Origin of the sequence: Pandoraea bronchicola, from assembly GCF_902459805.1 — a bacterium.
Lineage (GTDB): Bacteria > Pseudomonadota > Gammaproteobacteria > Burkholderiales > Burkholderiaceae > Pandoraea > Pandoraea bronchicola.
The window spans coordinates 24780-38773 of record NZ_CABPST010000002.1 but is presented as its reverse complement, the minus strand read 5'-3'; the positions used below and the strand labels follow the sequence as shown (position 1 = coordinate 38773).

The window sequence follows — 13994 nt, the reverse complement described above, 5'->3', positions numbered from 1 at the left end:
GGGCCCTAACGCGTCCAGAATCGCACGGCGGGCTGCACCGCTGGCGAGGCCGTTGAGCCTCTGGCGCCCGCCACACCCGCCCCGACGCCGCCAAGCAATTGCGACACCCGGTCGTAACGACGCCTCTGGAACGCAGCTTCCGCCAGCCAGGGCAACAGGCGCTCCGTGGGAAAGTTGTGAAACTGCGCGTGGCGCAGGTACATCTCGGCGGCGTCCGGCGTCTCACGCAATAGCGCGCAGCGGCCGAGCAGGTACCACATCGAGGCATCGTCCTCGTGTTGCTCCAGCGCGTCGCGCGCGAACTGCTCGACACGCTCCAGCGTGAAGCGCAGCACTTCGCCACGCACCAGGTTCTGATAGATCAGTTCCCAGTACAGTTCGGCGAGACGGCGGCACGCATGCGCGCGCTCATCTTCGTCCTGCGCCGCCGCGTGCCGGTCACGCATCGCGTAAATTTGCTGCGTGATGCGCTTCTCCATCCCGTCGAGAATGCCGTACGCCAGCAGACGCACCTCTTCGACAGGATCGGCCAGCAAATCGCGAGCGATCTCACTCGTGACCCGTGACGGCAGCGCCTGCACCGAGATCAAGGCCGCCACGCGGTCGTCGCGCTCGCCTTGCACATTGCGCAACCTCGCCCGCAAGCGCATTCCCGCACCATGCCGAACACGCGCCACCAGATGCGAGATGAAGCCCGGGGGCGTCACCTGGCCGGCAGCCAATGCCTCGCGTGGCGGTGGAAACAGGTATCCGATCAGGAGCACGCCCAACACGACCGTGAGGCCCGCACCGGGCAAGAAAAAGGTGACGAGCGCAATATGCCAGAACGCTCCGCGCCGTCCGCGATAGCTGGCCGGCAATACGCAAATCATGAAACCGCCCGCCAGCAACGCCGCGACAGCCTGCCACGCCAGTACCGCTGACATCGACACCCTGGCCGAGTCCAGCGCCTGTGGCAGAGAATTCCATGTTTCATCTTGCAAGACGAGGCGCAATGCCTGTGCTTGCGCGGCAACCGCAAACGCGGCAATCGCAAATGTGAATGCCCATTGCAGCAGACGCAGGCCACGTGCGGCACCGTTCTGACGCCGACGCCAGCCGGTCGTCACACGCTCGCCCTGTGATGTGCGCTCAGGCATGGTCGACGCATCGCTCCATCAGTTTGAGCAGCCCGTCCCCAGGGGCATCGGCGTCTACGTGAGCCGTGTGCACCGCGATATGACCGCTTTGGAAATCGACGTCGTACTGTTGCCGCAGAAGGGTCTCGATGCGCAGCAGGTAGCCGTCGATGCCATGCTCGTCAGTGATCGGCATCAACGCGATGGCGATCTGCCGGCGAGGCGTGCCGATGGTCCATATCGCGTCGAGGGCCCGGCGTTGGCGCACCGTCTGCTCGAACAGCGAGTCGCCCCGTGCACCGCGCGGGAACGCCAGCGCAACGAGCGAGGACTCGATGCCGCTCGCCCGCTTGAGCCGGGCCAGACGTCCCAGCTCGAGCGCAAAATCGTAAGGCACTTGCGGCACCGACTCCCGCACGGTCGCGACCAGTGGTTGATGGGCCACGCCATCTGCGTAATAGGCAAGCAGCACCAGCAGCAATTGAAGGTTGTCGTGATTGAGCGCGAGAAACGGCATGCGACGCACGATCAGTACGCTGACCAACATGCCGTCGGCGTCGAGCAGCGGCGCGCAGGCGAGATAGGGACTGGTGTCGCTCGCCGCGTCGTCGGCGCGCACATGCGCGAGCGTACCCTCGCGAAGACAATGCTGGACGAGCGGGTCGTCGGCATCCGGTTCGAAGCCCTCTCCAACGCGCGCGATGGGCGTCGTGTCGAGCCTGCCTGCACGTACGGGGAATAACGAGGCGACTTCGATCTGGCACGTCAACGATGCGAATTCGAGCATCGGCTGCGCATTCGGCAAGCCGCCAGCGTGCCCGTGAACATCGCCCGCCCGCCGCACGGTGAGATCGCGCAGACGCGTCAACGCATCGCGCAGCGTCACCGGACGCGCCAGCAAATCACGTTCAAGCCGTTCGTGCGAGACACGCAGCAGATAGTGGTTGTGCGTGATCGCAACGAGCCGGTCGCTGAAGTACGCGTTGATGCCCTGCGCCCGATTCGCCCGGTGGGACCAGACATCGCAGAAGTGCCCTGCGATCAATGCCGCCGTCATGCCCCCCGCGAAGTGCACCATGGGAAACGGGCCACCCGCCGGTGCGTACGGTGCATAAAGGGCATACCAGGCCGCCACGAGCACCAGCCCGCTCGCAGCCCCTGCCAGCGAGCCATAGCGCAATGCAGCGACGAGCGCCGCCAGCCACAACCACGGGAACTGCGCGGAAAGCAACAAGGGATCGGCCGGGTGCAACCGCCAGGCGACCAGCACCAGGAGCGCAGTGCCGCCCAGTACTTCAAGCCAGGCAAACGGACTTGCGATGGCTGGGGCAATCCAGCGCCCCCACCGCCCGAGATTGCCAAGCGGCTGCGAGCGGCGCACGCGAGCCGGCAACTTGGCATTGCGTGCCGGTTCGGCTTCGTTAGGCGTAGCGGCGGTCACGTGGTGTTCGCGGAAGTGGAAATCGGCCGGGTGCGCACGCGCGGATTCCATGGCACCGCGTCCGCGCATGCCATCGAAAAGCCCGGCGCGAAACGCCGGCATTCGCGCAAGCGCTGCGCGATGGCGGTTTGCATGATTCCCCGTTATCGGAATGTGCCCTGCCCGGCGTCTTCGGCCGGGGCCCTGGGCGACGGATCGACAGTTATCTCGGGAAGACCCGTCGCTCCCGCCCCGCGATACTTCCCCGTCGGGACGGCCTATGACTGCTGATCCGAACTGATCTCTTATGTTTAATGGAGATGAACTTTACACACGTCCAGTCCTACTTTCGTCCCCATTTTTTCCTGCCGCAAAGCCGCATGAATCCTTCAGGAGACCGATTCACCGTCGAACGAATACGGGCCGTCGTGCGGGCCAACATACGCCAAATGGGTGCGCACGCCCGCCCCCGGTTGCCACAGATGCAACGCGAAACCCGGCGGCTCGAGTATGATCGAACCCGGCGCCCCGGGCGAGAGCCCGAGGGTGATCTGATGCGCCGTCGACATGCATGTGCTCGCCATGACACCGGGCGCCCCCTCGACGCTCGCCTGAATACTCCGGTGCAAATGGCCGCTGATCACTCGTTCAATGTGACGGTGCCGTGATACCACACTCGCAAAACCTGCGCGGCCTTGCGCCGTAAGGCCGTATCCATCCATGAACTCGATACCTGTCTCGAATGGCGGATGATGCATGGCAATGATCGTCGGACGTCCGGCGCACGCATGCAGTTGTTCGTCGAGCCAGGTGAGACGGGCTTCGCACAAATGCCCGCCGGGATTCGGCGGATCTTGCGTGTCGAGCGCGAGCACGGTCAACGGCCCGAGATCGACGCGGTACTGCACGAACTCACTCGCCGCGTGCAGATAGGTGTGCTGCGGAAATGCCGCGCGCAGCCCCTCGCGATGATCGTGGTTCCCAACGACCAGATACAGCGGGATCGTCAGCTCCGCCAGGCACTCGCGAAGTACTTCGTATTCCGATAGATGGGGCGTATCAATCAGATCGCCAGTGGCAATGACGGCATCGGGCCGCGGCGTCCAGCGGTTGATGGTAGCGATCGCGCGCCGCAAGGCCTGCGCGGTATCGACGCGCCCGCAGGCAAGCGCACCGGGTCGCGTGATGTGAAGGTCGGTGATCTGACAGAGCAACATGAAGGCGATTCCTCAAAAACACGCGGCGACGCGCCTCGCTCGCCGCCATTCGAGTGTAGGACGCACACAGCGTGTACGTAATCCATCGTGCGGCGCCACGCTAGACATGGCAGATGACACGGCAATGAATTCCGGACAATCCGGACGCCGATTGAGCGGCGCCAACCAAAAGTCGGCCCGGTACGCAACCCTTAACGCGCTAGGGGAAACCTCCAAAGCCCGCCCAGCAAGGGATTGCGCGACGGCGTGACCGAAGATGCCCGCAGTTGCCGGGGTTTTATCATCAAGAACAAGAAAGTACGGGGCACAGCACAACAAAATCGCCGCAAACCGTTGTCAATGCTGGCCCACAGCCCGCCGAAGGCTCTATAATGCGGCTGCCCGGCCAGTGCCGGCGCCCTCTCGATACGTGACAGGACAGATCTTCGGATCGCGTTCGCGTGACGTGCCGTGAAGGCGATAGCCTGGCGTGCGCCGCGTGCCTTATGGCGCGGATACAACACCGACACTCGCCAAATGGCGAAAGTGTTAGAGTTGTCGCCGATATTCACCACCTCTCAAGGGAAACACACATGAACAAACAGGAACTGATCGACGCCGTCGCCGGTGTTACGGGCGCGAGCAAGGCTCAAACTGGCGAAACCCTCGACCAGCTGATCGAGACGATCAAGAAGACCGTTGCCAAGGGTGACTCGGTTCAGTTGATCGGCTTCGGCTCGTTCGGTTCGGGCAAGCGCGCTGCGCGTGAAGGCCGCAACCCGAAGACCGGCGAAACCATCAAGATCCCGGCTGCCAAGACCGTGAAGTTCACGGCTGGCAAGGCGTTCAAGGACGCTGTGAACAAGAAGTAACACCAGTTGCGCGCAGGCCGGCCTTCGTGCCGGCCTATCTTTTTGCTCGCATTGCCGTCCTGCGGCGTGTGGCATCGGATACGTGTCACGTCATCCTCTCGCGAGGTCCACGACTGACGTGACGCTGCGCGCCTCGCGGGTGTCCTGCGCACCGATCATCCGACTCGGAGACCGGGCGCCCGCGGCAGCAACACACCCCGCTCAGCCTTCGGGCCGGCATCTCCTGCCTGCGCAATTCGGCAACGCCTCCCCCTCAGTCATCCCCTTGCCGTTCCCGGCTCGTACGACCGATTTGTCCTGCCAATCCCGGTTCTGAGCCTCCGACGCCCTCTCGTTGCGCCCTATTTTCCCCGGCTCATTTCCCAAAGCATCTATGCTATGTTGCGTGACATGACACGCGTGACGACAGCGGCCATCGCCGCCTCCGGTCAGGTATCGCCCTCGGACGGCACGGCCGGCGCAGGGGCTATGTCGCCGCCCGATGCCGCAAAAATGCGGCGCATGTCGGCCTCGCGTCTGCTCGTCACGCTCGCCGCCTATCCGCTTGCGCAGTGGCCATCACTGCCGAATGCCTCGGAGCGCGGCGCTCACGCCGGGACCTTCGATCCCGACGCCCTTCATCAGTTGCGTATTGCGACGCGGCGTCTGCGTGCGCTGATCGATGTCTTCTCTCCGTGGCTCAAGCCCCGTTGGCATCGCCAACTGAAAGCGGAGTTGAGCTGGCTGGGACACTCGACGGGACCCGCGCGAGACGCCGACGTGCTGGCGACAACCACACTACCCGAGTTGCGCACCGACCATCCGGATATCGACTGGCCGGCGGTAGACACCTACGTGGCGAAACTGCGGGGCGACGCTCACGCCCAAGCCGCCGACGCGCTGGCCAGCGAGCGTCAGCGGACACTGCATGGGTTGTTATTGAAGGCATTCGGCATCGGAGACGACGGCCGCGCCGAACTGCGAGCGGCGAAGGCGCTGCGACGCCCCTCACGCACGCCCGGCAAGCGGCCACGCGCACTAACAAAGCACGCTCGCAGCGTGCTCCGCGCCCGATACATTGCGTTATTTCCGGATTGTCGCCAGTTGGCGATGCTCGACACCGAGCAGTTGCACGCGTTGCGCGTGAAGGTCAAAAAAGCCCGTTACAGCGCCGAAGCCCTGACGCCATGGCTTCGCAAAGCGGTCCGCGCCCCTTATCAGGACACACTGCAGGCCGCGCAATCGCTGCTGGGCCTTCTCAACGATGCCGTGGTGGCGCAGCGAGTTTGTGAAGACATGCCGATTTCGGTGGCGCAACGCGACGTATTGATCGCACGCCTCGATTCGGTCATCGTGAACGCGACCAGCCGCGCTGCCCATGTCCTGTGTCAGTTACCCGACGCGCACACCCTCAAGCGCGGGATGCGCAAGGGCTGAGCGTCGGGCGATCCAATCTCACGCCACTTTCGTGCGCAGCAAGCGCATGCCGTTGGCGATCACCAGCAGGCTGGCGCCCACATCCGCGAATACCGCCATCCACAGCGACGCCAACCCTGCAATGGCCAGCGAGAAAAACACCGCCTTGATGACCAGCGCCACGGCGATGTTCTGCCTGAGCACGCTCGCCGAACGCTTCGACAACGAGAGGAAGGCCGGCAGCTTGCGAAGATCGTCGTCCATCAACGTGACGTCAGCCGTCTCGAGCGCACTGTCTGTGCCCGTCAGACCCATCGCAAAACCGACGTCTGCGGCGGCAAGCGCAGGCGCATCGTTAATGCCGTCGCCGACCATGCCGACGTGGCCAAACGCTTCACGCAACGCCGACACCGCCTGCCATTTGTCTTCCGGCAGCATTTCGGCGCGCACCTCGCTCACCCCCGCCTGCTGACCGATGACCTGGGCAGTCGCACGGTTATCCCCTGTCAGCATGACCGTCCGAACGCCCATTTGCGTCAGTCTCGCGATGGCTTCACGGCTTTCCTCTCGCAAGGTGTCGGCCACGGCCAGCACTGCAAGCGCCTGTGTTTCGCTAGCCAACACGATGGCCGTGCGGGCCTGTGCTTCGAGACGCTCCAGTTCGGCCTCCACATTCGCGTTGCATACGCCAAGCGATTCGATCAGACGGTGGTTGCCAAGGTAGTACAACGCTTGGCCGATCCGTCCCTTCACACCCATGCCCGCGAGTGCTTCGAAGTCCGTTACGGACGGCAGTGCCCCCAGGCCGGCTTGCGTATGACCATCGACAACCGCGCGCGCGATCGGGTGCGTGGTATGCGAGTCGAGTGCGGCGGCCAGCGTCAGCATCTCGTCGCGCGACGCCTCCCCCAGCGGCACCACATCGGTCAGCCGAGGCTCGCCACGTGTGAGCGTGCCTGTCTTGTCGACCGCCACGGCCCGAATCAGACGGCCGCTCTCCAGAAACGCGCCTCCCTTGATCAGGATGCCGGCGCGCGCCGCTGCCGTCAGACCGCTCACGACCGTGACGGGCGTCGAAATCACGAGCGCACATGGGCACGCGATCACCAGCATCACCAGCGCTTTGTAGATCCACGGCGACCAGGCCAGACCGAAGGCCAACGGCGGCACGAGTGCGACGAGCAGTGCGCACAGCACGACCGCCGGGGTGTAAATACGTGAGAACTTGTCTACGAAGCGCTGCGTTGGCGAGCGTTGCTGCTGTGCGGTCTCGACGACACGCACAATGCGGGCAAGCGTCGTATCGCCCGGCGCAACGTTCGTGCGATACACGATGAGGCCGCTCTCGTTGATGCTGCCCGCGTAGACTTCGTCGCCAATGGTCTTGTCGACGGGTACGCTTTCGCCGGTAATCGACGCCTGATTGAGCGCGGAACTTCCCTGCTCGATCACGCCGTCGATGGCAATACGCTCGCCGGGACGCGCACGCACGCGCGCTCCGATCGCAAGCGATGCAGCGGGCACGTCCGCCCAACTGCCGTCCGCCTGTTCGACCGATGCGTGATCGGGCGCCAGCCGCATCAGTGCCTCCACGGCACGCCGAGCCCGCGTGAGCGACGCGGCCTCCAGCTTTTCGGACAAGGCAAAGAGGACAATCACCATCGCCGCTTCCGGCCACTGGCCGATGAACATCGCACCGATCACCGCCAGCGACATCAGGAAGTGGATGTTCAGCGTGACATGACGTAGAGCGATCCACCCCTTCTTGAGCGTCGGCAGACCGCAAGCCAGAATGGCGATGACGACCATGGCGCCAACCCAAGGGCTGTGTTCGGGCACGCCCGACCAGACGGCAGCCTCGCTAGCCGCCGCCAACACACCCCCTGCAACCAAACGCGCAACATCGCGCTTGTGGCTCGCGGGCGGCGGTACAGCGTTGGCGTTGTCATCGGCAAGCGGCATTGGCGACATGCCGAGCTTGCGCAGCGTGTCGGCGACAGCCTCGCCACGCTGGGAGACGTCGACGGCCGACGCAGTTCTGTCGAAAACCACCGTCAATTCGCGCTTGAGAAGATTGAAGTACAAGGCGTCGACGCCGGGCCGCCGCTCGAGTTGGTCACGGATGAGGCGTTCTTCCGTCGGGCAATCCATCTGATCGATGCGAAACCGGGCCTGCGGCGCATTGGTCGACGGCACCGGCTCGACGAAGGCCAACGTTGCGTCACCTGCGCAACATGACGATTCTGCGTGCGCATGCGCCGCACCCGTGGTGCGCGACGCGGCGTGATCGTGCGTATGGTCATGATCATGATCATGGCCGTGGCCGTGGCCGTGGCCGTGGCCGTGGCCGCGATCGTGCGACTGATCGTGCTGATGCCCCTGATCACGACGATGCGGATGTCCCGGGGCTTCCCCGTGGTCAAGCACCATACGATCGGCCGCCGTCGTGCCCGCCAGACGAGCCGAATCCGAGGGGTTGGACATGTGAACTCCTGGTTTCCTGATTCGTGTTACCCTTCATTCAAAACCCTGTAGTGACTACGGAGTCAAGTATGAAAATCGGCGAACTGGCCCGGGCGGCGGGCACCGATGTCGAAACGATCCGCTACTACGAGCGGGCGGGCCTGCTGTCGGCCCCGCCGCGGACCGATGCCGGCTATCGCACCTACGGCGAAGACCATCTGGAAGCACTGCGCTTCATCCGCCATTGCCGCTCGCTCGACATGCCGCTCGCGGATGCAAAGCGGCTCGGCGAACTCGCTCACGACACGAGCGTGACTTGTGAAGACGCGAACCAACTGATCGAAGCGCACATTGCGCGCGTGCATACGCGCATTCACGAATTGCAAGCGCTCGAGCAACAGCTGCTGCACCTTCAGGCGCAATGTCATAGCCGCCACGAAACAAGCGATTGCGGAATTCTGCGCGCACTCATTCAAGGCGCGCATGGTGAAGCCTGTGCCTGTCACACCGACACCGATCCGATTGAAGTCGCCTGCGATCACGATCACATGCACGCGTGAGCGTCGGGGGGCGTTACCGCACGGGTCGCGCCCGCTTCGTTTCACTAAGTAATGGCACGCGCCATCTCTTTGCACAAAACATACGTGCTCGAGCACCAGACCGGCGCGTGCCTTTCAAATCCTTTCCTCGCCTCGCATTTCGCTGAACGCCTCGATGATCGCCGTCGTGCCCGCGTTCCCCGTGAAAACAGGGGCAAACCGGCATAGTTTCTATACAATGTCCCGCACGCGGCGCGCCAGTCGTTATTCGTTCGTATGAAGGGTCATGGCGCGGCCCGCAGGATGTGCGCATCGATATGTCGCAATCCGTTCCAATTTTTGCCCATTTGTCGGAGACCTTATGTCCAGCGATGTATCCGCTACGCCAGCACCCGCGACGCAAGGCAACGCCGACATCGTGATCATGGGAGCTGGCGCGGCAGGTGTCTCCGTGGCAGCCAGTTTGCGTCGCCGCCGCCCGTCGCTCTCGATCACGATCGTGGACCCGGCCGACACGCACTACTATCAGCCTGCGTGGACACTCGTCGGTGCGGGCGAATTCGATCCCGCGCGCACGGCGCGCCCGATGGCAAGTGTCATCCCTGAGGGCGTGCAGTGGATCCAGGCCGCAGTGACGGCATTCGCGCCGGACCACCAACAGATTCTGCTCTCGGACGGTCGCCGTCTCAGCTATCGCTACCTCATCGTTGCGCCAGGCCTTCAACTGAATTGGGAAGCCATCGACGGCCTCACCGACACGCTCGGTCGCAACGGCGTCACTTCCAACTATCGCTTTGATCTCGCCCCATATACGTGGTCGCTGGTCCGTGATTTCAAGGGTGGCAATGCGCTGTTCACGCAACCGCCGATGCCGATCAAATGCGCAGGCGCACCGCAAAAGGCGATGTACCTGTCCGCCGACACGTGGCGCCAGAACGGTGTGCTGGACAAGACGAAGATCGAGTTTCATCTCGTGGCTCCGGCACTGTTCGGCGTGAAGGATTACATCCCTGCGCTTATGGAATATGTGGGGCGCTACGGCATCTCGCTCAATCACCTCTCGCATCTGCGCGCCGTGGATGGTGAGCATCGCGTTGCCCGTTTCGAAATCTTCGACGCCGATGGCGGGTCGCAGTTTGTCGACAAGCCGTTCGACTTGCTGCATGTCGTGCCGCCGCAAAGCGCGCCGGATGTGCTGCGCGCGAGTCCGCTTGCCGATGCCGCCGGTTGGTGTGAGGTGGATCCTGCGACGCTGCGCCATGCACGATATGCCAATGTTTTCGGCTTGGGCGATGCCATCTCCGCCCCGAACGCCAAGACGGCTGCCGCAGCGCGCAAGCAAGCGGTCGTCGTCGCGGAAAACCTGCTCGCCGCCATGGACAACCGCCCGCTTACACTGCATTACGACGGTTATGGTGCTTGCCCGCTTACGGTAGAGCACGGCAAGATCGTACTTGCCGAGTTTGGCTACGGCGGCAAACTGCTGCCGACTTTCCCCATTGACGGTACGCGCGCGAACCGCTTCGCATGGGTATTGAAGAAGTACGTGCTGCCAAAGGTTTATTGGGATTTCATGCTTCGCGGGCGCGAGTGGCTGGCGCAACCCAGCCGCTCCGGCCATAGGTGAAACCCGTACTTAATTTTTAATGACGAGTGCCGTTAAAAGTCAAAGAACCCGGTTTCGCGACCGGGCACGAGCTTCTAGTCGGGCCACGCCTTGCGCGCGGTCTGCCTGAGTGCGAAGGATGCAGCGCTCCGGCCGGTGCGCCCCACCCGCCCCTCGCATGACGGCCGACACATTTACGCGTCTTATGCTGAACATGATTCAAGGGTATTTTGGCGGCACGACCTGTTCGACGCGTGGGCTTGCTCTGTCCTGTGGCATCGCACGCGGCAATGACAAACGTTCAACCGTACGGGTGACGGCTGCCCGTCTGCCGAGATGAACGATACCAACGCGCTGCGACGGCAAGTCGTCCTCGCCGATTTGCTGCTGGATCGCCAGCGGCTATTGCGCGCCCTCAGCCTCGAGTTGCGCACCCCGAGCCCGCCCGGCAGCCACAGCGCGCTGGTGGTGCTGCATGTGGGCCGCGGCCAACGCAAGGCGAGCAGTCAAATCGCCATTTCAGATGCCGACCTGCTCGCTACCATCGCGTTTCGCATAGGCTCTCGCATCCGCCGTCGCGACCTCATCGGACGCGTCTCCGATCAGCAGATTGGCATCTTGCTGCGTGACCTCGGCAGCCGCGAAGCCGCCTCACAGATCACCCGCCGCTTCATCCGTGCTGGCGAATCGCCCGTGCCTTGCGGTAATGGTCTTCTCTACCCGATTCTCTCGGCGGGTGTAACGCATCTGCCGCAGGTGCCGGTCTGGCCCGCCACGCTGCTCGAACACACGTCGGAGGTCGCCGATCAGGCCATTCGGGAAAGCGCCTCCCGGTTTCTCGTTACCGAGGCGCCATCCGCTCCGACCGAGGGCATCAATCCGCCGGACGAAGCAGGCAACGAACACTACTGGCGCAGCGCCATCGGCCGCGCGCTGTCGGGGTCGGAATTCCGGCTGCATTATCAGCCGCAGATCGATATGCGCACCCATCGGCTGACCGGTCTCGAAGCCCTGATCCGCTGGCAACGCGACGACGAACTGATCATGCCGGGCGAATTCATCCCGGCCGCCGAGCGCTGCGATGTGATCGGTCCTATCGGCGACTGGACACTGCATGAAGCGTGCCGCCAGCTCGACAAGTGGCACACGGATGGCGAGGAATACCCGCGCGTGGCCGTGAACCTGTCAGCGCAGCAAATGCGTGTGCAGACGCTCGAAACGGTCCGCTATGCCCTCAAGCACCATCGCGTGCCACCCGACAAGCTCGAGATCGAGATTACCGAGTCGTCGCTGATTTCCCACCTCGACGAAGCCGCCACGCTGATGAACGAACTCGTGGCAATGGGCGTTCGCCTGTCGCTCGACGACTTCGGCACCGGCTATTCCAGTTTCGTGCGTCTCAAGCGCTGGCCGTTCGGCACCGTCAAGATCGATTACCAGTTTGTGGCCGGCGTGCTGCTCGGCGGCTACGATACCGAGCTGATTCGCGCCATCATCGCGATCGCGCGCAAGCTCGAGATCGAGACGGTTGCGGAAGGTGTCGAGACCAGCGCGCAACGTGACGCACTCGCATCACTGGGCTGTCATGCCTGGCAGGGGTATCATTGCACGCGCCCCTTGCCGCCCGGGCACATCGAGACATTCATTCGCAACTGGCACGGGCGCCTGTAACCGCGTCAGCAATCGCCTCTGCCGTTGGTCAACGCTCCCTTCAATCGTCGCCGCGCCGCTTCCGCTGTTCTCAGCGGCCTGGTGATTCTCGTTTGCGTCCTCGTCGCCTGGGGGCTCGCCCGCTTCGCTGCCGATCAGTTGGTGGCGAACCGCTCGGCGCGGCTGCTCTTCGAAGAGCGCAGCGTTGCGGCCCGCCTCGCCCAAGGCACCGTTCACACGGTCAATCAGGACCTGATGCTCATTCGCGGCATTCCGCAGGTGCTTGCCCAGATCGAGCAGATACAGGACACCGCGGCCAGTATCGCAAAGCATCCGCTCACGAGCGTGCCACCGGAAAAGGCCCGCCGGATGCTGCTCGCCAACCCCGCACTGAAACCCGTCAATGAGTTGCTGCGCGCCGCGCAGCTCTACTTCGGTGCCGATCTGGTGTGGCTGGGCACACCGGATGGCGTTACCATCGCCTCCAGCGATGCGTACACGGCTGACCCGCTGATCGGCGACAACTATGGCGATCGGGGCTACTTCAACATCGCCGTGCTCGGCGGAGCCGGGCAGCAATACGTCATCGGCCGCAAGACCGGCTTGCCCGGCATCTACTTCACCGCCCCCGTCTATCGGGACGGCCGGCTCGTCGGCGTGATGGTGGTCAAGCTCGGCCTGCGCCGGCTGGCTCACTGGGTTGATTCGGGCGCCTCGTTCGTGACGGACACCAATGGCGTCATCGTACTCGCCAACGACCCGACCTTTACCGGTCAGGCAGTCCCCGGCGCAGCGGTCTTCAAACTGACGCGAGCGGAACGACGTCATCTCTACCAGCAGGAAGACTTCACGGTTGTTCCCATCGAAGACTACGACCTGGCGCCCGGCACGCCGGAGATCATGCAGCATGCGCCCGGCGACGAGCCAGGCGAGCACCACGCTCGCCTGGTCCGTGTACGCCCCGACAATCAGCCATATCTTCTGGAGGCCGAGCCCTCGGCGGACAGCGAACTGGTCATCTACACCATGAACGACGCGCCAACACTGGGCAGCCTGTCCGTCGAGCGGCGCCGCTATGCGGTGCTGGTCTTCGCGCTTTTGCTCAGCTCAACGGGTGGGCTCTGGCTTCTCGTTCGCTATCTGCGCCGTGAAAAACTTCAGTTAACCGACACATTGGCCAAGAATGCAGCGCTCGAGCATGAGGTCAAATACGATGCACTCACGGGCGCACTGTCGCGCGGACACTTCCTCAAACGCCTTCGCGCCGAGGTCGCACAGGCCGAATCGACAGCGGTGCCGACCTGCGTCATCCTCGTCGATATGGACTATTTCAAACAGATCAACGACACCTGGGGCCATGCGCTCGGCGATACCGTGCTGGCCACATTCGTCAGTCTTTGTCACGAATCGTTACGCGAAGACGACATCTGCGGTCGTTTGGGGGGCGAAGAATTCGCTATTATCTTGAGTGGCGCCAACGAGACACGAGCCCTTGAAGCCGCCGAGCGTTTGTGTGAGGCGGTACGCACGGCTCGCATCAATGCCGACGGCAAGTCGCTTCAGTTCACGATCAGTGCCGGCATAGCGCAATGGCACGCCGGTGACGACGACAACGCGTGGCTGCGACGTGCCGACGCGGCGCTGTACCTTGCCAAATCTCGCGGACGCGATTGCTGCGCCCGCGAATCCGACCTCCGGGTACTCACCCGGGGCGGGTCGTAACGGACTTCGGGCT

9 protein-coding genes and 1 pseudogene are annotated in these 13994 nt (G+C 63.5%); 6 read left to right on the top strand and 4 right to left on the bottom strand.

The window, feature by feature from the left end:
- Nucleotides 1–5: 5 nt before the first annotated feature.
- From PBR20603_RS04475 to PBR20603_RS04465, 3 genes are all read right to left on the bottom strand, one after another.
- Nucleotides 6–1139 carry a lipopolysaccharide N-acetylglucosaminyl transferase gene (locus tag PBR20603_RS04475; RefSeq protein WP_150558367.1) on the bottom strand — a complete coding sequence of 378 codons (1134 nt, stop codon included), beginning with the start codon at nucleotides 1137–1139 and terminating at the stop codon, nucleotides 6–8.
- A complete protein-coding gene (locus PBR20603_RS04470) occupies nucleotides 1132–2610 on the bottom strand; it encodes a PelD GGDEF domain-containing protein (protein ID WP_150558366.1) in 1479 nt (492 codons plus the stop codon). The genes PBR20603_RS04475 and PBR20603_RS04470 overlap by 8 nt, the downstream gene beginning before the upstream one ends.
- Nucleotides 2611–2927: 317 nt before the next feature.
- Nucleotides 2928–3755, bottom strand: coding sequence for a phosphodiesterase (locus tag PBR20603_RS04465; protein WP_150558365.1), 828 nt, complete (start codon nucleotides 3753–3755; stop codon nucleotides 2928–2930).
- 572 nt (nucleotides 3756–4327) lie between these two features.
- Between PBR20603_RS04465 and PBR20603_RS04460 the strand changes: the two genes are divergently transcribed.
- Both PBR20603_RS04460 and PBR20603_RS04455 read left to right on the top strand, forming a co-directional pair.
- Nucleotides 4328–4606, top strand: coding sequence for an HU family DNA-binding protein (locus PBR20603_RS04460; protein ID WP_150558364.1), 279 nt, complete (start codon nucleotides 4328–4330; stop codon nucleotides 4604–4606).
- A gap of 378 nt (nucleotides 4607–4984) precedes the next feature.
- A complete protein-coding gene (locus PBR20603_RS04455; RefSeq protein WP_150558363.1) occupies nucleotides 4985–6022 on the top strand; it encodes a CHAD domain-containing protein in 1038 nt (345 codons plus the stop codon).
- Nucleotides 6023–6040: 18 nt separating this feature from the next.
- Here the strand turns inward: PBR20603_RS04455 and PBR20603_RS04450 are convergent, their stop codons facing one another.
- Nucleotides 6041–8485 carry a heavy metal translocating P-type ATPase gene (locus tag PBR20603_RS04450; RefSeq protein ID WP_246174395.1) on the bottom strand — a complete coding sequence of 815 codons (2445 nt, stop codon included), beginning with the start codon at nucleotides 8483–8485 and terminating at the stop codon, nucleotides 6041–6043.
- 68 nt (nucleotides 8486–8553) lie between these two features.
- Between PBR20603_RS04450 and PBR20603_RS04445 the strand changes: the two genes are divergently transcribed.
- From PBR20603_RS04445 to PBR20603_RS04430, 4 genes and pseudogenes are all read left to right on the top strand, one after another.
- Nucleotides 8554–9024, top strand: coding sequence for a Cd(II)/Pb(II)-responsive transcriptional regulator (locus tag PBR20603_RS04445; RefSeq protein ID WP_150558362.1), 471 nt, complete (start codon nucleotides 8554–8556; stop codon nucleotides 9022–9024).
- Between the two features lie 364 nt (nucleotides 9025–9388).
- Nucleotides 9389–10630 (top strand): annotated as a pseudogene (locus tag PBR20603_RS04440) (NAD(P)/FAD-dependent oxidoreductase); the annotation flags it as partial.
- 315 nt (nucleotides 10631–10945) lie between these two features.
- Nucleotides 10946–12280: a putative bifunctional diguanylate cyclase/phosphodiesterase gene (locus PBR20603_RS04435; RefSeq protein ID WP_150558360.1), complete on the top strand. Its 1335-nt coding sequence runs from the start codon at nucleotides 10946–10948 to the stop codon at nucleotides 12278–12280.
- Between the two features lie 234 nt (nucleotides 12281–12514).
- Nucleotides 12515–13981, top strand: coding sequence for a sensor domain-containing diguanylate cyclase (locus PBR20603_RS04430; RefSeq protein ID WP_150558359.1), 1467 nt, complete (start codon nucleotides 12515–12517; stop codon nucleotides 13979–13981).
- The last annotated feature ends 13 nt before the right edge of the window (nucleotides 13982–13994 follow it).

Excerpts from the sequence above, each read along its gene's own strand:
- PBR20603_RS04450 (WP_246174395.1), bottom strand. The coding sequence starts at position 8,485 with ATGTCCAACCCCTCGGATTCGGCTCGTCTGGCGGGCACGACGGCGGCC.
- PBR20603_RS04460 (WP_150558364.1), top strand. The coding sequence starts at position 4,328 with ATGAACAAACAGGAACTGATCGACGCCGTCGCCGGTGTTACGGGCGCG.
- PBR20603_RS04475 (WP_150558367.1), bottom strand. The coding sequence starts at position 1,139 with ATGCCTGAGCGCACATCACAGGGCGAGCGTGTGACGACCGGCTGGCGT.
- PBR20603_RS04445 (WP_150558362.1), top strand. The coding sequence starts at position 8,554 with ATGAAAATCGGCGAACTGGCCCGGGCGGCGGGCACCGATGTCGAAACG.
- PBR20603_RS04435 (WP_150558360.1), top strand. The coding sequence starts at position 10,946 with ATGAACGATACCAACGCGCTGCGACGGCAAGTCGTCCTCGCCGATTTG.
- PBR20603_RS04465 (WP_150558365.1), bottom strand. The coding sequence starts at position 3,755 with ATGTTGCTCTGTCAGATCACCGACCTTCACATCACGCGACCCGGTGCG.
- PBR20603_RS04470 (WP_150558366.1), bottom strand. The coding sequence starts at position 2,610 with ATGGAATCCGCGCGTGCGCACCCGGCCGATTTCCACTTCCGCGAACAC.
- PBR20603_RS04455 (WP_150558363.1), top strand. The coding sequence starts at position 4,985 with ATGTTGCGTGACATGACACGCGTGACGACAGCGGCCATCGCCGCCTCC.
- PBR20603_RS04430 (WP_150558359.1), top strand. The coding sequence starts at position 12,515 with ATGCTCATTCGCGGCATTCCGCAGGTGCTTGCCCAGATCGAGCAGATA.